General features: G+C 47.3%; 17 protein-coding genes. 11 read left to right on the forward strand and 6 right to left on the reverse strand.

What is annotated here, in order from left to right:
- Positions 1–6: 6 nt before the first annotated feature.
- Positions 7–1,428: a family 43 glycosylhydrolase gene (locus tag MKY44_RS14320; RefSeq protein ID WP_341007594.1), complete on the forward strand. Its 1,422-nt coding sequence runs from the start codon at positions 7–9 to the stop codon at positions 1,426–1,428.
- 122 nt (positions 1,429–1,550) lie between these two features.
- Here MKY44_RS14320 and MKY44_RS14325 read toward each other — a convergent pair whose 3' ends face one another.
- Complete coding sequence (locus MKY44_RS14325; protein WP_341007595.1) at positions 1,551–2,465, reverse strand: AraC family transcriptional regulator; 915 nt, start codon at positions 2,463–2,465, stop codon at positions 1,551–1,553.
- A 217-nt stretch (positions 2,466–2,682) separates the two neighbouring features.
- Between MKY44_RS14325 and MKY44_RS14330 the strand changes: the two genes are divergently transcribed.
- The 7 genes from MKY44_RS14330 (at position 2,683) to MKY44_RS14360 (ending at position 12,248) form a co-directional block, all read left to right on the forward strand.
- Positions 2,683–3,558 carry a fumarylacetoacetate hydrolase family protein gene (locus MKY44_RS14330; protein WP_341007596.1) on the forward strand — a complete coding sequence of 292 codons (876 nt, stop codon included), beginning with the start codon at positions 2,683–2,685 and terminating at the stop codon, positions 3,556–3,558.
- 21 nt (positions 3,559–3,579) lie between these two features.
- Entirely contained in the window at positions 3,580–5,046 is a 1,467-nt protein-coding gene (gene gucD / locus MKY44_RS14335; protein WP_341007597.1) for an alpha-ketoglutaric semialdehyde dehydrogenase GucD, read from the forward strand.
- Between the two features lie 16 nt (positions 5,047–5,062).
- Positions 5,063–7,039, forward strand: a complete 1,977-nt coding sequence (locus MKY44_RS14340) for a YjhG/YagF family D-xylonate dehydratase (protein WP_341007598.1) — start codon at positions 5,063–5,065, stop codon at positions 7,037–7,039.
- A 62-nt stretch (positions 7,040–7,101) separates the two neighbouring features.
- Positions 7,102–8,718, forward strand: a complete 1,617-nt coding sequence (locus tag MKY44_RS14345; RefSeq protein WP_341007599.1) for a glycoside hydrolase family 43 protein — start codon at positions 7,102–7,104, stop codon at positions 8,716–8,718.
- Between the two features lie 272 nt (positions 8,719–8,990).
- Positions 8,991–10,211 carry a sensor histidine kinase gene (locus MKY44_RS14350; RefSeq protein WP_341007600.1) on the forward strand — a complete coding sequence of 407 codons (1,221 nt, stop codon included), beginning with the start codon at positions 8,991–8,993 and terminating at the stop codon, positions 10,209–10,211.
- A complete protein-coding gene (locus MKY44_RS14355; protein ID WP_341007601.1) occupies positions 10,208–10,855 on the forward strand; it encodes a response regulator transcription factor in 648 nt (215 codons plus the stop codon). The genes MKY44_RS14350 and MKY44_RS14355 overlap by 4 nt, the downstream gene beginning before the upstream one ends.
- A gap of 112 nt (positions 10,856–10,967) precedes the next feature.
- Entirely contained in the window at positions 10,968–12,248 is a 1,281-nt protein-coding gene (locus MKY44_RS14360) for an alpha/beta hydrolase (protein ID WP_341007602.1), read from the forward strand.
- Positions 12,249–12,461: 213 nt separating this feature from the next.
- Here the strand turns inward: MKY44_RS14360 and MKY44_RS14365 are convergent, their stop codons facing one another.
- Entirely contained in the window at positions 12,462–12,668 is a 207-nt protein-coding gene (locus tag MKY44_RS14365) for a hypothetical protein (RefSeq protein ID WP_341009857.1), read from the reverse strand.
- Positions 12,669–12,992: 324 nt separating this feature from the next.
- Here MKY44_RS14365 and MKY44_RS14370 point away from each other — a divergent pair, with 324 nt between their 5' ends.
- The 3 genes from MKY44_RS14370 (at position 12,993) to MKY44_RS14380 (ending at position 14,602) form a co-directional block, all read left to right on the forward strand.
- On the forward strand, positions 12,993–13,295 hold the full coding sequence (locus MKY44_RS14370; RefSeq protein WP_341007603.1) for an immunity 53 family protein: 303 nt from the start codon (positions 12,993–12,995) through the stop codon (positions 13,293–13,295).
- 41 nt (positions 13,296–13,336) lie between these two features.
- Positions 13,337–14,068: a hypothetical protein gene (locus MKY44_RS14375; RefSeq protein ID WP_341007604.1), complete on the forward strand. Its 732-nt coding sequence runs from the start codon at positions 13,337–13,339 to the stop codon at positions 14,066–14,068.
- Positions 14,069–14,134: 66 nt separating this feature from the next.
- Positions 14,135–14,602, forward strand: coding sequence for an Imm26 family immunity protein (locus MKY44_RS14380; protein WP_341007605.1), 468 nt, complete (start codon positions 14,135–14,137; stop codon positions 14,600–14,602).
- A gap of 137 nt (positions 14,603–14,739) precedes the next feature.
- Here the strand turns inward: MKY44_RS14380 and sdaAA are convergent, their stop codons facing one another.
- The 4 genes from sdaAA to MKY44_RS14400 form a co-directional block, all read right to left on the reverse strand.
- Positions 14,740–15,615 carry an L-serine ammonia-lyase, iron-sulfur-dependent, subunit alpha gene (sdaAA, locus tag MKY44_RS14385; protein WP_341007606.1) on the reverse strand — a complete coding sequence of 292 codons (876 nt, stop codon included), beginning with the start codon at positions 15,613–15,615 and terminating at the stop codon, positions 14,740–14,742.
- A gap of 45 nt (positions 15,616–15,660) precedes the next feature.
- Complete coding sequence (sdaAB, locus tag MKY44_RS14390) at positions 15,661–16,329, reverse strand: L-serine ammonia-lyase, iron-sulfur-dependent subunit beta (RefSeq protein ID WP_341007607.1); 669 nt, start codon at positions 16,327–16,329, stop codon at positions 15,661–15,663.
- A 4-nt stretch (positions 16,330–16,333) separates the two neighbouring features.
- On the reverse strand, positions 16,334–17,776 hold the full coding sequence (locus MKY44_RS14395; RefSeq protein ID WP_341007608.1) for a M20 family metallopeptidase: 1,443 nt from the start codon (positions 17,774–17,776) through the stop codon (positions 16,334–16,336).
- Positions 17,777–17,870: 94 nt separating this feature from the next.
- Positions 17,871–19,115: an MFS transporter gene (locus MKY44_RS14400; protein WP_341007609.1), complete on the reverse strand. Its 1,245-nt coding sequence runs from the start codon at positions 19,113–19,115 to the stop codon at positions 17,871–17,873.
- Positions 19,116–19,235 lie beyond the last annotated feature (120 nt).

The raw sequence follows: 19,235 nt of genomic DNA on the forward strand, positions 1-19,235 counted from the left end.
GCTGGAATGAACAAGCAGGGGTTTAACCCATATCTTCCATCCTGGGAGTACGTACCTGATAGTGAGCCTTATGTATTCAATGAAAGAGTGTATGTGTATGGTTCACATGACCGTTTTAACGGACATGCCTTCTGTCTGAACGATTATGTATGCTGGTCTGCACCCGTGAATGACCTGGGGAATTGGAGAAATGAAGGGGTGATCTACCGAAAAACAGATGACCCGCTGAATCCGAATGGCCATATGTGCTTGTATGCGCCAGATGTTACGCTGGGTCCCGATGGGCGGTATTATCTGTATTATGTGCTGGATAAGGTACCCGTTGTTTCCGTGGCTGTATGTGATGCACCTGCCGGTAAATATGAATTCTATGGTTATGTACAATATGACGACGGCACACGTCTGGGCGAAAGAGAAGGGGACGAGCCCCAGTTCGATCCCGGCGTGATGACTGAAGGACAGCACACTTATCTGTATACCGGCTTCTGTGCGGCCGGAGACCAATCAAGACATGGCGCGATGGCCACGACGCTGGGTCCGGATATGCTGACGATTGTGGAAGAACCTGTATTCGTAGCACCTAGCGGGCCTTACAGTGAGGGTAGCGGTTATGAGGGCCATGAATTTTTTGAGGCGCCTTCCATCCGGAAGAGAGGTAATACCTACTACCTGGTGTATTCCTCCATTGTTATGCATGAATTATGTTATGCCACCAGCCTATTTCCAAATAGAGGATTTACATATCAGGGCGTCATCGTAAGCAACTGTGATCTCCATATCGACTCTTACAAACCTGCTGACAAACCCATGTATTATGGAGGCAATAACCATGGCAGCATTGTGGAGATCAACGGAGACTGGTATGTTTTCTATCACCGCCATACCAATGGGGACGCATTCAACCGCCAGGCCTGTATGGAGAAGATATCTTTTGAAGAGGACGGCAGCATTCCTCAGGTGGAAATGACCTCCTGTGGTCCGAATGGTAGACCTCTTGAAGGAAAAGGCGAGTACCCCGCTTATCTTGCATGTAATCTTTTGACCAAAGATGATCAGAAGTACACTGGAGGTTTCGGGGCTGGAGCCTGGCTGGACAGCCGCTTTCCAAAGATCACCCAGGATGGTAGAGACGGTGATGAAGAGGTCGGATATATCGCCAATATGGTTGAATCCGCAACGGCAGGTTTTAAATTCTTTGATTGCCGAGGAATTCGCCAGGTCTCGATCAAGGTAAGGGGATATTGTCACGGGGTATTTGAGGTCAAAACCGCATGGAACGGTCCTGTCCTGGGTACAATCCCGGTACATTTCACCAATCATTGGAAACTCTATTCAGTCGAGATGACCATTCCGGATGGTATACAAGCTTTGTATTTTACGTACAAAGGTTCGGGAAGTGCAAGCCTTGCATCATTTATTTTAGCGTAATCCTCAAACACATGATCTGAGCAATCCAGACAAAACAAAGCAGCTGCTGGTCATCCAGTAGCTGTTTTGCTGACCGATCAGCCTCTGCGGCTCAGACAATTGGGGTTTTTATGATTAAACTTTTAGTCATCTGCAACGTTGGCTTCTCCAGCCTGCTGCGAATGGCTGCGATATTCGCTTGGCGCGATGCCTGTCCACCGCTTGAATTGGCGACTAAAATGCGCATTGGTCTTATACCCCAGCATCATCGCAATATGATCTATGTTCAGGTCGGTTTGCTTTAACAGTCGCTGAGCTTCGTTCAGAAGGGTTTCGGATAGAAACTTGCGCGGAGCGATGCCGTATACCTGCCGAAAAATACGATTAACCTGTGACGGGCTAATGCTCAGCGACTTGGCAATGTCCTGAATCCAGGTTCGATCGCTCTCCTGAATTTCCCCGTGAAGATGGATATATCTTACCGAATCCTCAATGTGCTCAGCAATCTGATGGGCAATGGTTTCTTTTCTCGACAACGTAACGGAGGCTTGCTGAGATAACTGACCGACCAGGGAACCGAGCAGTTCAAACACGGCGGCATGTACCTTCATTTGTTTGGAGGAAGTTAGCGAGCTAGACAAATGCTCTGTGGCCAGACCATACAAGGTAGACAGGGAAGGCGAAAGCCCCAGAGCCAAATTTGAATTTGCCGGATAATAGATGTCTTTGCAACGGTTAAGTTCTCTGCAAAAGGATGTATCGTGTATGCTGAAATGCACGGAAAAATAAGTGAACCCCTCCGGTCCGGCTCCGGTGCAAGAGTGGGTCATACCAGGCCGGATGAACAGAAGGTCACCAACCGACTGACGATAAGACTGCCCGTTGACAACCATGTTCATCTGCCCGTCCATCATCCAGTGCACTTCATACATTGAATGTTCGTGAGACGGATAAGTCCAGCTGGAATCTACTTTTCTTGCATGCAGCCCCAATAATTGAAAAGACATGCGAACATCGGGCAGACGCCCTAAATACACAGCATCCGAAAGCCTGGTCACAGCAAACCAACCCCCTTGTACTATTCTATATACCAACATCCTGTCATCGGAGTATCCTCGTAAACCATCTTTAGTTCAACGGATCTAACCTCATCTTAACAGAAAAAAAATGCGTGAAAAGGGTAAATCGTCGGAGTGATTAGAACATCGTCATGAACCATAGCGGGTGCTATGGTAGTATTATCAACCCGATGGGGAAAAATGGAGGCAAGCTTGAATGAGAATTATTCGATTTCTGGACGGACAACAGAAGTGGTTGGCAGCCGTTACGGATGATGAACAAGCGTATCGTTTGCCACAAGCAGATTTTATGACTTTGATCTATCAAGCAAGAAAGCAGGGAATTTCTCCAGTTCAACTTGTTGAAAGCGCTTTTAAACCATTAAACAAGTTAACTGACGATTGGACTTCCTTGCATCTAATCACTCCATTGGAAGCTCCGGAAGTATGGGCGGCGGGTGTGACTTATCAGCGCAGCCGCGAAGCGCGAAATTATGAAGCAACGGAAGGCAAGCTGGATGCAAAGACCTTTTACGATAAAGTTTATGATGCCGAAAGACCGGAGATCTTTTTTAAATCTACAGCAGCCCGCACTATAGGACCGCTTGAGGCAGTCACGCTTCGCAGCGATTCCAATTGGCAGATCCCGGAGCCTGAGCTGGGGTTAGTGCTTGCCGCAGATGGCAGCATTGTTGGATATATCGTTGGCAATGACATGAGCTGCCGCGATATTGAAGGGGAGAATCCGCTGTATCTGCCGCAAGCAAAAATGTGGCGCAATTCCTGCTCGATAGGTCCGGCCATTCGTCTAGCGGAAACGGTGCAGAATCCATATGCGTTCAGCATCGTCTGCAAAATATATCGTGAAGGAGAAATAGTTGTCAAAAGCGAGGCAAGCACAAGTGAGTTAAACCGAAAACTCGATGAGCTGGTCTCTTTTCTGGCCAGGGATAACGATCTGTTTGACGGTACGGTGTTATTGACAGGCACAAGCATTGTGCCTCCTAATGATTTTACACTTACACCAGGGGACCGCATTGAAATATCCATTAGCGATATCGGGACACTTATTAATCCAGTCATTTCAAACTAATGTACAAGGAGGATGAATGCGATGACCACATTTCAGGTAGAGCAGACATACAGCAATTACATTAATGGAGAATGGGTAAAGGCGACATCCGGTGAAACCGAACCGAGCATCAACCCGGCGAATCGGAAGGAGGTAGTTGGCTACGTACCCACCTCAGGCGTAGAGGATCTGAACCGGGCTGTTGCAGCGGCGAAGGAAGCAGCAAAAGATTGGCGGAGGTTATCGGGTGCGGAACGCGGCAACTATCTATTTCAGGCAGCCAATGTGCTGGAACGCCGGGCCGATGAAGTTGCAGAGGCGATGACCAGGGAAATGGGCAAAACACTCCCAGAAGCCAAAGGAGAGACACTGCGCGGTGTCGCGATCTTAAGGTATTACGCTGGAGAAGGCATGCGAAAAACCGGGGATGTCATTCCATCAACGGACAGCGAAGCGCTGATGTTTACGACCCGCGTACCCCTTGGCGTTGTAGGGGTTATTGCTCCTTGGAATTTCCCGGTAGCCATTCCGATTTGGAAAACGGCTCCGGCCTTGATCTACGGCAATACGGTTGTGTTAAAGCCTGCTCAGGAAACTGCGGTCACTGCGGCCAAAGTAATGGAGTGTTTTGAAGAGGCGGGCATTCCGGCAGGCGTTCTTAATCTGGTATGCGGCAGAGGCTCAGTGATCGGATCTGCACTTGCTGAGCATCCGGATGTGGGGGGAATAACGTTCACAGGCTCCAATGAAGTGGGCAAACGGGTCGGCGGTGCAGCACTGGCACGTGGGGCCAAGTATCAACTTGAAATGGGTGGGAAAAACCCGATTATTATCGCGGCTGACGCTGACCTGGATTTGGCTGTGGAAGCCACGATCAGCGGTGGGTTGAAATCGACCGGGCAAAAATGTACGGCCACCAGCAAGGTCATTATTGAACGGAAAGTATACGATGCCTTCAAAGAAAAGCTGCTCTCGCAAATCCAGGAAATCCGGCTGGGTGACGGCATGTCTTCTGGAAGCTGGATGGGTCCATGTGCAAGCGAAGGACAGCTCAATACCGTGCTGAGTTATATTCAAAAAGGCCAAGATGAAGGTGCCGTTCTGCTCGCTGGCGGAAAAAGAGGGGACGGTCCGGGACTCGAAGAGGGATTCTATGTGCAGCCGACCGTATTTGAAGGGGTCGAATCCCATATGTCCATCGCCCGGGAAGAAATCTTTGGCCCGGTTCTGGCCTTGATTGCGGTAGATTCCCTGGAGGAAGCCATCGAAGCGGCTAATGATAGCGATTATGGCTTGAGTGCTTCCATCTATACACAGAACGTTGGAGCCATGTTGTCTTTCATCCGGGACATGGATGCAGGACTCGTCAGAATTAATGCAGAAACGGCCGGCGTAGAGCTGCAGGCTCCGTTTGGCGGAATGAAGATGTCAAGTTCACACTCCAGAGAACAGGGGCAAGCGGCTATCGAGTTTTTCACGGCCATCAAAACGGTCTTCGTGAAGTCATAAACTGTGGGAGGCTATCATGTACGAACAGATTACGTCGATTATGGGAGAGACCGCGTCCAACTGCTTCGATATCATAGCACATGCTCCAGGGGCTGCCGGACGTCTGCCTTTAACGGATGATTTGCTGCGGAATGCTCCAAGCGGCGACTTGTTTGGCATGTCCCAGAATGTTGGAATGGGCTGGAAGCCCGGGGAATTGAACGGAAAACAATTTCTGATCTTAAGTACACAAGGTGGCATACGCAATGAAGACGGCAGCCCGGCAGCACTCGGTTACCATACGGGCCACTGGGAGGTCGGCCTGCTGATGAAGGCTGCCGCAGAAGAACTGTCAAGCCGGGGAGGAATCCCGTTTGCTGGATATGTCAGCGATCCGTGTGACGGCAGATCACAGGGGACAACCGGCATGTTTGACTCACTCCCGTACCGGAACGATGCCGCTATGGTATTTCGCAGACTGATTCGCTCGCTACCGACACGTAAAGGCGTGCTTGGTGTCGCCACTTGTGACAAAGGTCTTCCAGCGATGATGCTTGCACTTGCCGGCATGCCGCAATTGCCTGGTGTAATCGTTCCCGGCGGCGTCACACTTCCGCCTACCGATGGAGAGGATGCCGGTAAAATTCAGACCATCGGTGCACGGTACGTCAACGGGGAGCTTTCTCTGGAAATGGCTTCGGATTTAGGATGCCGAGCTTGTGCTACACCGGGAGGAGGCTGTCAGTTTCTAGGTACCGCGGCTACGGCCCAGGTTGTAGCAGAGGCACTGGGTATGACAGTGCCACATGCGGCGCTTGCACCTTCCGGGCAACCCATCTGGTATGAAATGGCACGCCAATCGTCACGTGCACTCATCCATATGGAGTCTCAGGGGATGAGGATGGCAGACATTGTCACGGATGCATCCATTCGCAATGCGATGACCGTTCATGCCGCGTTTGGCGGATCGACCAATCTGCTTCTTCACATACCGGCGATTGCCCATGCAGCAGGTTTAACCGTACCCACGGTACAGGACTGGATACAGGTCAACAAAAATGTTCCGAGGCTGGTTAGTGCCCTGCCAAACGGACCGATCTTTTATCCGACCATACGTGTTTTTCAGGCAGGAGGTGTACCGGAGGTCATGCTCCACCTCAGACAGCTTGGTCTGTTGGATGAGTCTGTACCAACGGTTACAGGTACTTCATTGGGTCAGGTACTGGACTGGTGGGAATCGTCGGAACGCCGTCATCTCATGCGGAAGCAGTTAAAAGAGCAGGACGGCATCGATCCGGACAGTGTCATCATGAGTGTAGAACACGCTCAGCGGCTTGGAATCTCATCAACCGTAACATTTCCAACCGGGAATATCGCACCGGAAGGTTCTGTCATCAAATCAACCTCTATTGATCCAGCTGTGCTGGATGAGCATGGCGTATACCGTCATCGTGGCAGAGCAAAGGTGTTTACCACTGAACGTGAGGCGATCCATGCGATTAAGACCGGAGGTATTCTGGCTGGCGACGTTGTTGTGCTTCTTGGGCGAGGTCCATCGGGCACCGGAATGGAGGAGACGTACCAGCTTACATCTGCGCTTAAACATTTGCCTTTTGGCAAATACGTGTCACTAATTACGGATGCCCGGTTCTCCGGTGTTTCCACCGGAGCGTGTATTGGTCATGTTGGCCCCGAAGCGCTGGCAGGCGGACCGATTGGCAAGCTGCGGAACGGAGACCTGATTGACATCGCGGTTGATCGTAACACGCTGGAGGGTAGCATTAACTTTGTCGGAGAAGGCGATCTGGAGTTTTCGCCGGATGAAGGTGCTCACATCCTGGCACAAAGGTCCTTCCATCCGGATATGAGGCCTGATGAAGCTTTGCCGGATGATACAAAGCTCTGGGCTGCATTGCAATCGGTCAGTGGTGGGACTTGGAGAGGGAATGTGTACGATGTAGAGCGGATCATAACCGCCTTGGAAGCCGGCAAAAAAGCGCTAGGCTGGTACTGATATCCACCTTTTGTGTATCTGCTGTTGTACAGATCATCACTTTCATACCGGAGGTTTCTTCCATGAATAAGATCAAGAAAATGATCACCAATCCCATCCTTCCCGGTTTCCATCCCGATCCGTCCATCTGCCGAGCAGGGGAGGATTATTATATCGCCACTTCCACCTTTGAATGGTTCCCTGGTGTACGGATTCACCATTCCCGGGATCTGGTTCATTGGCGGCCAATTGCTTCTCCGCTGACTCGTGTAACGCAGTTGAACATGGAGGGCAACATTAATTCCGGAGGCGTATGGGCACCCTGTCTTAGTTACGACAACGGTGTGTTTTACCTGATATACACCGATGTCAAAAGCCGGGTAGGTGCTTTTAAAGATACCCACAATTACCTTGTGACAGCAACGGATATCGAGGGCCCTTGGTCCGAACCGGTGTATCTGAACAGCAGCGGTTTTGATCCTTCCCTGTTTCATGATGAAGACGGACGCAAATGGCTGGTCAATATGATATGGGATCACCGTAAGGGCAACAACCGGTTTGCAGGCATCGTTCTGCAGGAATATTCCGTCCAGGAACATAAGCTGATCGGACCGGCCATGAACATATTTAAGGGAACAGAATTAGGCCTGACCGAAGCACCCCATCTGTACAAACACAAAGACTATTACTATCTCATTACGGCTGAAGGAGGAACCGGTTATGAGCATGCGGTTACCGCAGCACGTTCCCGTACGTTACAAGGCCCTTACGAGGTCGATCCTGCCAATCCGATCCTCACTTCATACGGCAGACCGGATTTGGCTCTGCAAAAGGCAGGCCACGGTAGTCTAATCGAAACGCATACCGGTGAATGGTACATGGCTCATCTGGTCGGACGACCCGTTCATCACAAATATTGCATTCTTGGACGTGAGACCGCACTTCAGCTCTGTACGTGGAGTGAAGACGGCTGGCTGAGACTTGCGAGCGGTGACCGATATCCGGAGGTTCAGGTGCCTGCACCAATGATCCCGTCACACCCGTTCGAACCGATTGCTGAAATGGATCACTTTGATCACTTCGAGCTTCGGCAGGATTGGAATACACTTCGTATCCCACCCGACTCGACTTGGCTCAGCTTGACGGAACGTCCCGGTTACTTGCGATTGCACGGCATGGAGTCGATGAGTTCAACGCATAGGCAAAGCATGATCGCACGGAGACTTCAGGCCTTGGAGTGTGAAGCCGAGACGTGTCTGGAATTTGCGCCGGACCATCCACAGCAAATGGCCGGATTGATTTTGTACTACGATACCCAGGACTATCTCTATTTACGTGTAACGTATCATGAAGAGAAAGGACTGTGCCTGGGGAGTATTCAGTCCAAATACGGGGTATACGACGAACTGCTGGAGGATATTCCACTAGAGTCGGGGAACATTCTCCATTTAAAGGCTGTGGTGGATCAAGATCGCGCCCGCTTTTACTATGCGTTAAATAGTGATTCATCCTGGAATACAGCAGGCGAGTGGGTTGATATCACACATCTGTCCGATGAATCTCCGGAGTATATCCGGTTTACGGGAACCTATATCGGTCTTTGTGTGCAGGATCTTGGCGGAACCCGAAAACATGCCGATTTTGATTACTTTTTGTATAAAGAAACCAAGCATGCAGCTGGTGTATTGGAGAACATGTGACGGTCTTCCTGGAAGGAGCAGGCGACCATGAAATGAAAATGGGGAGTATAGCAGCAGAATAGAAGAATACATGCTCACAGAAGAAAATTGATCAGGGGATAGTGCGTGGCGGTAAGGCTGCGTGTGATCGTGACGATTCTGCTGGAGCTGGACTTCGAGACACCTCGTACATTAACATAGATGGAGTGAGTCAATGATCGGTACAGTAATGTACCGTTTTTTTGTGTTTAGGAAGATTGTTTTGAAATAGTACCTGATAGAGGTGATCAAGCATGAGTGATTATTCGATAAACCAACCGTATACAAGCTCCCGATCTGATATTCAAAATGTTCTGCGTGATTCTCGTCTGCCTGCTTTGATCTGGGGTATTCTGATTTATTTTTCTGCATTGTACTCCCAGCTACCGATGTTGCCCACATGGTTTGAATTTATGATGTTTACAGCCCTCATTCTGGTTCACATTCTGCTGCATTGGTATGCCGGATACGTTGTCGATCGAAGACCCTGGATTTATTTTGTGACACAAGGATGTATTGTCTGGGGGTGTGCGTTATTTATGCCTAATGCTCATTCTCTCATCTTTGTAAGTCTATTGACAGCTTTGGCGGGTCAGAGTATTGGCGTATACGCTCAACGGATGAAGGTGCTTCTGGTATGTATCTTTTACTGCACCTTGTTTTCTGTCTCCCTGGTTTGGCTCGGGACTACCGAGGATTTGCCATCTACAGTACCATCGCTCTTCTTCATCATGTTTTTCGTAATCGGCTATGCTGCTTTGTTCTATAAACAAGTTCGTGCCAAATTGCGGACCCAGTCGTTTTTACGTGAATTGGAACGAGCGCACAGGAAAGTGGAGGAGCTAACGATTGCCAATGAACGTCAAAGGATGGCCCGTGATTTACATGATACCCTTGCACAAGGGCTGGCAGGTCTTATCATGCAGCTTGATGCCGTGGATGCGCATTTAGAAAATGATAATAACCATCGTGCACACGAGATTGTTAAGTTGTCAAAAGCCCAAGCAAAGCGCACGCTTTCAGAAGCGAGAAGCGCAATTGACGACTTGCGTTCGTCTGCAGAGGTCATAGATATTTCTAAAGCAGTGAAGGAAGAGGCTGAACATTTCTCACATATAACAGGGATTCGTGTTGTCACTCAGTTATCGATGCCCCATCTGGTGGTGGCGAAGTTGATCTTCGAACATAGCTTACATATCATCCGAGAATGCTTGGCCAATACAGCTAAACATGCTAATGCTACGAATGTAGAAGTCGTGGTTGCTGCACGGGAAAACGAAATCGAGCTAAGCATAACGGATGACGGAATAGGGTTCGATACCATCCTCATCGAGAAACAATCCGGTAGTTATGGCTTAATTGGCTTATATGAACGAACCCGAATTATGGGCGGGGAGATCGAAATTGAAAGCGGAAAGCAGGGAACCAAAGTTTCTGTTCGCATTCCATTACAACAGGAGGACACCACCGTATGACAATCAAGATTCTTATCGTGGACGACCATTTTGTCGTTCGTGAGGGACTTAAGCTGATCCTGGAAACCAATCAAAGGTACGAGGTAGTTGCAGAAGCATCTAACGGTATGGAAGCGATTCGACGGGTAGATACATACAAGCCGGACATTATTCTATTGGATTTAAACATGCCTGAAATGGGCGGCCTTGATACCATGACAGCGCTCAGAGCTAAAGGAATGGATATACCGATCATTATTTTGACTACATATAACGAGGATGAAATGATGATCCGCGGGCTGGCTTTAGGTGCTAAAGGGTATTTGCTAAAGGACACGGGACGAGAGATGATATTTCGTTCGATTGATGCAGCGATGCGTGGAGAAACGTTGCTACTTCCGGAGATTACCGAGAAAGTCTTTGCTCACACGGCATCAGGAAAGGCGAAAGAGTCACCTTCATCGAAAATATCACTTACAAACAAAGAGCTGATCGTGCTTCAAGCGATTGCCCGCGGCTCCCGAAGTAAAGAGATCGGCTTTGATATGGGCATATCCGAACGGACTGTAAAGACTCATTTAACGAGTATCTACAATAAATTGGGTGTCGATTCGAGACCGCAGGCCGTCGCCGTCGCGGTGGAGCGTGGAATATTGCATTTATAATCGAACGTTTCATAGATTTGCCCGATCGTACATGTGGGGATTGCCCTTTTGTACGATTTTTTATTTTTTCCCTCCGTTTATGATAGATGCATGAATACAAATTGGAGGAAAAATGATGAAAAAAAGACTGACAACGATTCTGGCAACTGTTCTCTCACTGACCATGCTCTCCGCCTGCAGCAGCACTAATAGCGGGACTTCCACACAGGAGGAAATTCCTAAACCTGAAAATAGGGTTGCTTCTGATCAGAATGAGTTTCCGAAACCAATGGGAAGTTATACGGTCGGACGTACACAGATGGACTTCAAGTACACAGCATCTAACCATTCAGAAAGAGAACTGACGGCATTATTTTTCTATCCGTCCGACAGCAATGAGGGCAAGCCAACGGCAGAGTATGCATTTCCGGAGTTTCATTCACTAAGGGATGAGCTTTTGGTTAGATTAGGAGGAACGGCGGGTGGTGAGCAGCTTTTTGATTCCAATTTCAAGACATGGTCTTACGACGATCTGGCCTTGTCTGAAAAGGACAAACAATATCCGGTTTTATTCTTTGTTCATGGCGCAGGCGCTTACCCGCAACAAGGTACTTTGTTCGCTCAAGACCTGGCAAGCGCTGGCTATATTGTGGTATCCATCGGCCATGCCGAAAGTGGTGTGTACAAACTTAAAGATGGACGAACGGTTGGGTTGTCAGATAAATTTATGGATGAAGTAACGAAATACGGAATGGAAGCGGCCACCCTAACACCACCTGAAATTGTGACAGAAAAGCTCGAGGAAGAAGAAGCTATTGAGATTGCTCGCAAATTAACTTCGGCGCCTGAAGCAGTCAAGTTTGCAAAATATGCCGTTTTACAGAGCGAGGATGTTCGATATGTTGCAGATAACTTGTACAAAATGAATACAGGTGACATGGAATCCATGTTTGAAGGCAGATTGCAGCTTGATATCGGAATGGGTGTGTTCGGACATTCTTTTGGAGGAACGACGGCGGCAATTGTTAGCCGTGACGATGACCGATTTGTCGGCGCTGTAAACCTTGACGGTAATTTGTTAGGTGCCTTGGATAGTGATTTTAAGAAACCCTTCATGCAGCTCAGCACTGTACTTGCCTATAATACGAATGCATTTCTTCTTGAATCCAACAGCAAGGACACCTACTTTGCCATTATTGATAATGTAGTCCATGGTGACTTCTCCGATTCCTTGTTTACAACTACGGATAAAGCATCCAGAGGAACCCGGGACGCGATGGAACAACGCAACATTATCACTTCTTATACAAAGGCGTTCTTTGATAAATATATGTTGAAAAAGGAAACTGATATTGACAGCCTTACCTTTGACGGCGTACAGATGATTAAAAAACCTCAAAAGCCTCAGAATTGATTTGCCTGAATTCGGGAGGGTTTATTGCGTAATAAAAGGAGAGAACCGGGTGGTCGGATTTAACTGCACGTGATTCAACTCTGATCTTGAAATTAAAATGATAAAGAGACCTTACTTTTGCTTTAAAACGTTAAGGTCTTTTTATCATTTGGGGAAATATATTTCGAATGAGAGAATGATACATAACTTAAAATAGTTCATATTTAATAAGTTTTAATCATTGATTTGTTCAAGACTCACAACCGTTCTAATGGGTGGCGAGGGTTCTAGTTGGTCTAAGCCAGCAGTGATTCTTACTCTTTGCCCTACTTCAATTGTTTCATATGTTTCTCTATTGACCAAATAATACGAAGCTTCCTGGTCTTGTGCTAGTTCTATAAAATCCTCAAGATTTCCATTCTCCAGGTCTTGCTTACTTATATTTTGTAGTAAAAGAAATTTATACTTATCATTTTCATCTGTTTTAAATACTACAGTGCCTCGAAAACTGGATAATTCTTTTTCTCATCCTTGTTAGAACAGCCCGCAAGTATAATCATACTAATGAAGATAAACAATATTATTTTTCTCATAATGACCTCCTTGATTTGAGATAAAGTTTTCCCCTTGCTTTTAAGTATAACCTACATAAAAAAAGCAAATTATTACTAAAAGGTAATTCATACGAAAAAAGTATGAAACATGGCATGAGGATTCCTTTAAATGATAATTCCCTAGAGTAGAAAAAACTAAAAAGAGGTCACAATGATGGATACCCTAAAATGGATTCAAAGCTGGTATTATGAAAACTGTGACGGTGATTGGGAACATTCATACGGTGTGCGAATTGATACGGTGGATAATCCTGGTTGGTCTGTCGAAATCGATTTGACGGATACCTATTTAGAAGATGTGCCATTTGATTCGATTGAAGAAGAGAGAACTGAAGAAGATTGGTTCTACTGTATCGTGAGAGATGGAGTGTTTCACAGTGCAGGGGGAGCCAAAAATTTAGAAGAGATGCTTAATTGCTTCAAAAACTGGGCTTCAAGTTTGGATAGAAGTTAATAATGCACTAACCATCGGGAGTAATCTAAGGAGAGAAGCAGATGTATCTAAAAGGATTCAATTTGGATTTACCGTATATTGTAGATGATGAAAATATTGAATCTATAATGAAAAAACAAAAATGTGAGTACAACGAAGCAACAAAATTAGATTATGCGTTGAATTGGAAATGGAAAAGACGCTCTTTTAGTTTGGAAACTCGCTGTATTACAGCGATGTATGAACGTCTGTTGGGGAAATACAAAACGAAAGATTGTTGGAAAGTCCTAATAGAGTGTGTAGAAAACATTACGGATGAACGGATTGTTAACGTTTCTGGTGTGTGTTCGGTACCGATCCAATTTAGTTTGAATGACTTTAGTGGAAAAAATGAGTTGGAGAAAAAAAAGGCTACGCTTCGCCTGCTAATGGAAGGCATAGAGAAACTTGCTCTACGTAATAATTGGGATATTAATCCATTTATGGAGACAGCTTTGCAAATAGAGAAGTTAGATTATGTAAATGAATGGACTTGGAAAAAAGACGTAAAGAGCCCTAATAAGAAGTACAATGCTAGAGTCATATGTCATCATAATGTAGATAGCATGGATATATTCCTATCTATTTTACAACGAGATGGTACGCAAGTACTTTTAGAGAAGATTATATCAGAACAACCAGATGAATTTGCCTATGCTGAACATCTAGGTGAACTTACATGGGTATCTGATTTTGAAGTTGCTTTAATTAATAAAACAGTTACTGAAAGGCACTCTGCAACCCTGAAACATTAATACGCTGTTAAAAATTCCACTTAGAAGACTAGGTCGAATAAAAAAGAAATAGTAAAGGATACAATAATGAAAAAAAGAGTTTCGGTGAAGATAGGAGATGTCTTCTCGATAAGACTTAATCAGGATTGGAATTGTTATGGACAAGTTGTTTCTGAAGGAAGAATATCAGATTGTATGATTGTATTTAATTTGTTATCAATGGAACACCCAACAGTAAGTGAAATCACTTCTAATCCAATCATTTTCTTAATACAGACTGTAAACTCCAGGATTGAAGATGGTATCTGGAAAGTGATTGGTAATGCTCCAATACCTAGGATGACATTTCCCATGTACAAAGAGGAAACTGAAGATGGATATACATTGGTAGATCATAAGGGTGATATTGTGACTGAAACTCCCAGTGCTTCACAGATTGAAGTTGCCTCCGAACTGGAGTCTTGGTCACCTGTTAGTTTAGAAAAAGCAGTCATTGCTAGATTTGTAACTGGAGAATGGGACCCGTATTATAATGAGTTTATTTATACAGGCTAGTTTTATGTTCAATTGTCTAGAGAAAAGAAAAAAGTCCAATTACTTACCGCTTAGGCTTGTATTTAAATTAATTTTTAATTAGGCATGCATTTATCTTGAGGATTTTATTCCTCTCGTATAAATGACATGCCCATTTTTTATTTATGTTGTAAATCCCTTGTGATTTTGCGTCCTGTCGGGGTCTGGGCGAGGCCGCCGGCTGCTGTTTCGCGTAGCGATTCAGGCATGGCTGATCCGACCTCCAGCATGACCTGTACCACCTCATCCGAAGGGATGACACTGCGTACGCCGGCAAGAGCCATATCGGCGGCTCCGAGAGCGGTAATTGCGCCAAAGCCATTGCGCACGATGCAAGGTATCTCTACCAATCCGGCAACCGGATCACAGATCAGGCCGAGGGTGTTTTTCAGAGCAAGTCCAACGGCGTGGATAGACTGAGAAGGGGACCCGCCCCGGATATCCACCAACGCCCCGGCTGCCATCCCGATGGCAGAACCCACTTCCGCCTGACAGCCACCTTCCGCACCAGAGATGAACGAATTGTTGGCGATGACGTAACCAATGGCTCCAGACGCGAACAGGCCGTAAACCATTTGTTCATCAGTCCAACCAAACCGTTCCTGGCTGCTAATAAATACCCCAGGGATGATACCGCAGGAACCCGCCGTCGGCGTAGCAATAATTCGGCCCATCGAGGCGTTGACCTCGGACACCGCGAGTGCGTAACTCATCGACAGACTGGCATGGTCGCCTAGCAAGGATTGCCCATCTGCACGGTAAGCCATCAGTTTACGGGCATCCCCACCAGTCAAGCCGCTTTTGGAAGTTGTATCGGTATGCAGACCTTGATGCACCGCGCTTTTCATAATTCCGTAATACTCATGCATTTGTCCGAAGACCGCGTCCTTGTCTTCGCCCGACTCATGACATTGCTCTTCCAACATGAGCTGTCCGAGGGTAAGGTTACGAGTCTCCGCCAGTTCGGCAAGTTGTTTTAACGTTCGGAAATTCATTGGCGAAACTCCTTTTTTTGAGAAAGCTGAAGTCAGATATTTAAGCTATAGACAGAGTAGAGTGACACCATGGACTTCCGGAAGCACCTCAATCTGGCGGACCACGACAGGATCCATCTTGCCATCACATTCCAGTACCATCATGGCTTCGCCGCGTCGGTTCTTTCGATCCACGGACATGTGTCCAATATTAATGTGATTATCCACGAGCAACCGAGTGACCACAGCAATGACGCCCGGTTCATCGCTGTGACGGATGATGAGTGTAGGGTAGAGGGCCGTCAACTTCAGGTTGTAGCCATTGATCCGGACGATTTCGATATTTCCCCCACCGATCGATGTGCCTACCATATTCAATGTGCGATTTCCTGCAGCATTGGTTAATACAATCTCGGCCGTGTTCGGATGAGGGTACAGACCTGTCCCCGGACGGATGATAGTTTCCATACCGGCAGTATCTGCATGGGCAAATGCTTCAGGCAGTCCGGGATCATCCGTGTCCATGTCGAGCAGACCACCGACAATGGCGGTGTCGGTTCCATGTCCTTTGTACGTTGCGGCAAAAGAACCAAACATGAGGATCTCCGCATGTGAGGGACACTCCCCGAACAGATGTCTAGCTGTACGTCCAATCCGTGCTGCTCCAGCGGTATGGGAACTTGAAGGCCCAACCATGGCTGGGCCAATAATAGAAAATACGTCTTTGAACCTCACGGGCTTATTCTCCCCGTTTCGGAGGTTGCACATCTGCTGGAACGAGACAGTCGTAGGATTCCCCGCCGAGTCTGTCCAACAATTCCTGTTGCGCTTCCTTGATGATCTCTGGATGTAAAATGGACTCAATAGCCGTAGCCGCCATTGCTTTGGCTGCGAGCAACATACCTTTGTGAGCAAAGCTGCTCTTACCCTGAGCAACGGTCTGCCATGCGTGAAGCGGCGTGCCAAATGCCATCGTCGTTGTAATACACTGTGCTGTCGGCACATTCCAGCTAACATCTGCAACATCGGTTGAACCGCCCATGAATGTTTCCTTCTCATCCGAATAAGGGGCAACAAAGTTCGGCAGCGGCCGCTCGGCAAGAAGAGGAGCAAGCTCAGGGCCAACTAACGCACCAGCTTCCTGCTGATTTTGGAGCGGCAGCGTATCATAGATCGCTTTGGCATAGTTGTATTCATTCTCTTCATAATCAGGAGCGCCGAAGGCAACGAGATGCTGATGCATCACTTTTTCAAGCGTACTGTTCGGGATCAGGTTGGCGCAGGCACCTTCATATTTAAAATCCATCGTTGTTTCGGTCATCAAGGCAGCCCCTTCTGCCACTTTCACCAGACGTTCAAACAGACTGCGTACCTGTGCGCTCTTGGGAGCTCGAACGAGATACGTGACCTCTGCTTCCGCTTGCACTACATTGGGAGCCAAGCCGCCTGAGTTTGTGATCGCATAATGAATTCTGGCCTGATCAATCATGTGTTCCCGCATATAATTCGAACCGATATTCATCAGCTCAACTGCATCGAGAGCACTGCGTCCCAGGTGAGGAGCGGCAGCAGCATGAGCACTAATACCTTTAAAGGTAAATGTACCGTGAATGACTGCATTGGAGCTTCCATGCATAACGGCATTCATAGAATGAGGGTGCCAGGAGAGGGCAGCATCTACATCTTTAAAATAACCTTCCCGAGCCAGATAGGTTTTACCGTATCCACTTTCCTCGGCAGGACATCCGTAAAAGCGCACCGTACCTGGGGTCTCCGGATGCTCCTGAAGATAGTCTTTGACCGCGACGGCAGCAGCCAATGCACCGATGCCGAGCAGATTATGCCCGCATCCATGACCGTTTCCACGCGGCTGAACAGGTTGATATGTGCTGATTCCGGCTTCCTGGCTGAGATCGGCAAGTGCATCGTATTCACCCAAGAGAGCAATGACGGGCAGCCCCGAACCATATGAAGCGATAAATCCAGTTTCCAATCCCGCCACACCTTTCTCGATCGTGAAGCCTTCGGATTCCAGCATCCCCATAAGCAGCTCTGCTGATTGGAATTCATCGAAACGGGTCTCTGCAAATCCCCAGATTTGGTCACTGGCATTGGTGAACATATCGTGTTTTCCCTCAATCGCTTCCGATATAAATTGAGTCAAATCTACAGTTGTAGTCATAATTCATAGCACCTCTTATTCGTTAAAATGGTTGTATTGTCGAATAGAACATGAACTAAATGTGGAAGTAACATATGGCGGCAAACTCTTGTGTTTATACGGCTTTTGCTTGCATCTCAGTTGTGTTATCCTGATCCGAATTCGAACGACGAGAGAACATCAAGGTAATGGAGCAGATCAGAGCGAAAGCGATCAGCATGATAAAGGCGGTGGCATAAGATCCCCCGGAAGCTTCAACCAGGAATCCGATCAGCATCGGAGTCAGGAAACCTGCAAGCTGAGCTCCTGTGTTAATGAATCCATTGGCTGTCGCAACGACAGATTCGGGCATCGTTTTAAGGGACTTCGAAATGATTAGTGTTGAGATAAATCCGGCCATTGCCGTAACGATTGTCATGTACGTAATGAATGTGGTGATGCTTCCCGCGGAGCCCATCAGATACAGGAACAAGGCCACAAGTACACCGAACACGGAAGCGATAATTCGATCTTTGCCTGCCGGGATACGGTCAAGCACATAGCCGCTGAGAATCATGGTGAAAATGCTGACCAAAGCCGGAATGGCGGCGAGCAGTCCCATTTGAGTCATATCCAGTCCTCGGACATTGACCATGTACGTCGGCATCCAGGATTGAAGCCCCCAGTTCACTGCATAGATACTGAAGTAGCTGATGAACAAATTCCAGATCATGGGCGTCTTCAGGACGGTTTTCAGTGACGTTTTGGGTTGTTGGCCCGAGCCGGAGGTCGCAAGTGCAGGCTTGGCGGGTTCTTTTAATAAAAAGAACATCATGGCTGTGATAAGGATGCCCACCGCACCAATGATATAGAACAGGTTGCGCCAGCCAATGGTCACAAGGGCATGTCCGGTTAGAATCGGAGTGACAACCCCCATAATGGCTGCGGATGACAGCATAATGGACATGGCTCCACTGCGCTGATTAATGGGAAAGTTCGTGGCGATGGCCTTGGAACCGGAAGGGAAGAAGCTGCCTTCTCCGATCCCAAATAGGAAACGAACAAAGATAAGAGAGAACAACGACCAGGCTGAACCAGTCAGAATAGTGAATACGGACCACGAGAACAAGGAAACGAGAATAACTTTCCGATAACCGAAACGGTCGGCGAGTGCTCCGCCTGGAATTTGCATAATGGCATATCCGAGAAAAAAGCTACTGAGGATGATTCCTTGTGCAGAAGCACCTAGGCCCAGATCCTGAGTAATGCCTACAATGGCATAGTTGATGACGAAACGATCCAGGTTGCCAAGACACCAGCCGAGAAACAAGAGAGTGAGAACAATGTACTTGAAGTGTTTACTGTGCATGATTTTAGACATCGCGTTACCTTCTTTCTCATCGAATGTTAACTAAATTTCTGTGTTGCTTTAAAGTTACAGTATGTAGGGGTTTCAAGACAATGTATATCTCTGTATAATTATCTTATTCATGATGTGAAA

The sequence above is a fragment of the Paenibacillus sp. FSL R7-0026 genome (assembly GCF_038004485.1).
Taxonomy (GTDB): Bacteria; Bacillota; Bacilli; order Paenibacillales; family Paenibacillaceae; genus Paenibacillus; species Paenibacillus xylanexedens_A.

Excerpts from the sequence above, each read along its gene's own strand:
- MKY44_RS14320 (WP_341007594.1), top strand. The coding sequence starts at position 7 with ATGAACAAGCAGGGGTTTAACCCATATCTTCCATCCTGGGAGTACGTA.
- MKY44_RS14330 (WP_341007596.1), top strand. The coding sequence starts at position 2,683 with ATGAGAATTATTCGATTTCTGGACGGACAACAGAAGTGGTTGGCAGCC.
- gucD (WP_341007597.1), top strand. The coding sequence starts at position 3,580 with ATGACCACATTTCAGGTAGAGCAGACATACAGCAATTACATTAATGGA.
- MKY44_RS14340 (WP_341007598.1), top strand. The coding sequence starts at position 5,063 with ATGTACGAACAGATTACGTCGATTATGGGAGAGACCGCGTCCAACTGC.
- MKY44_RS14345 (WP_341007599.1), top strand. The coding sequence starts at position 7,102 with ATGAATAAGATCAAGAAAATGATCACCAATCCCATCCTTCCCGGTTTC.
- MKY44_RS14350 (WP_341007600.1), top strand. The coding sequence starts at position 8,991 with ATGAGTGATTATTCGATAAACCAACCGTATACAAGCTCCCGATCTGAT.
- MKY44_RS14355 (WP_341007601.1), top strand. The coding sequence starts at position 10,208 with ATGACAATCAAGATTCTTATCGTGGACGACCATTTTGTCGTTCGTGAG.
- MKY44_RS14360 (WP_341007602.1), top strand. The coding sequence starts at position 10,968 with ATGATGAAAAAAAGACTGACAACGATTCTGGCAACTGTTCTCTCACTG.
- MKY44_RS14370 (WP_341007603.1), top strand. The coding sequence starts at position 12,993 with ATGATGGATACCCTAAAATGGATTCAAAGCTGGTATTATGAAAACTGT.
- MKY44_RS14375 (WP_341007604.1), top strand. The coding sequence starts at position 13,337 with ATGTATCTAAAAGGATTCAATTTGGATTTACCGTATATTGTAGATGAT.
- MKY44_RS14380 (WP_341007605.1), top strand. The coding sequence starts at position 14,135 with ATGAAAAAAAGAGTTTCGGTGAAGATAGGAGATGTCTTCTCGATAAGA.
- sdaAA (WP_341007606.1), bottom strand. The coding sequence starts at position 15,615 with ATGAATTTCCGAACGTTAAAACAACTTGCCGAACTGGCGGAGACTCGT.
- MKY44_RS14395 (WP_341007608.1), bottom strand. The coding sequence starts at position 17,776 with ATGACTACAACTGTAGATTTGACTCAATTTATATCGGAAGCGATTGAG.
- MKY44_RS14400 (WP_341007609.1), bottom strand. The coding sequence starts at position 19,115 with ATGTCTAAAATCATGCACAGTAAACACTTCAAGTACATTGTTCTCACT.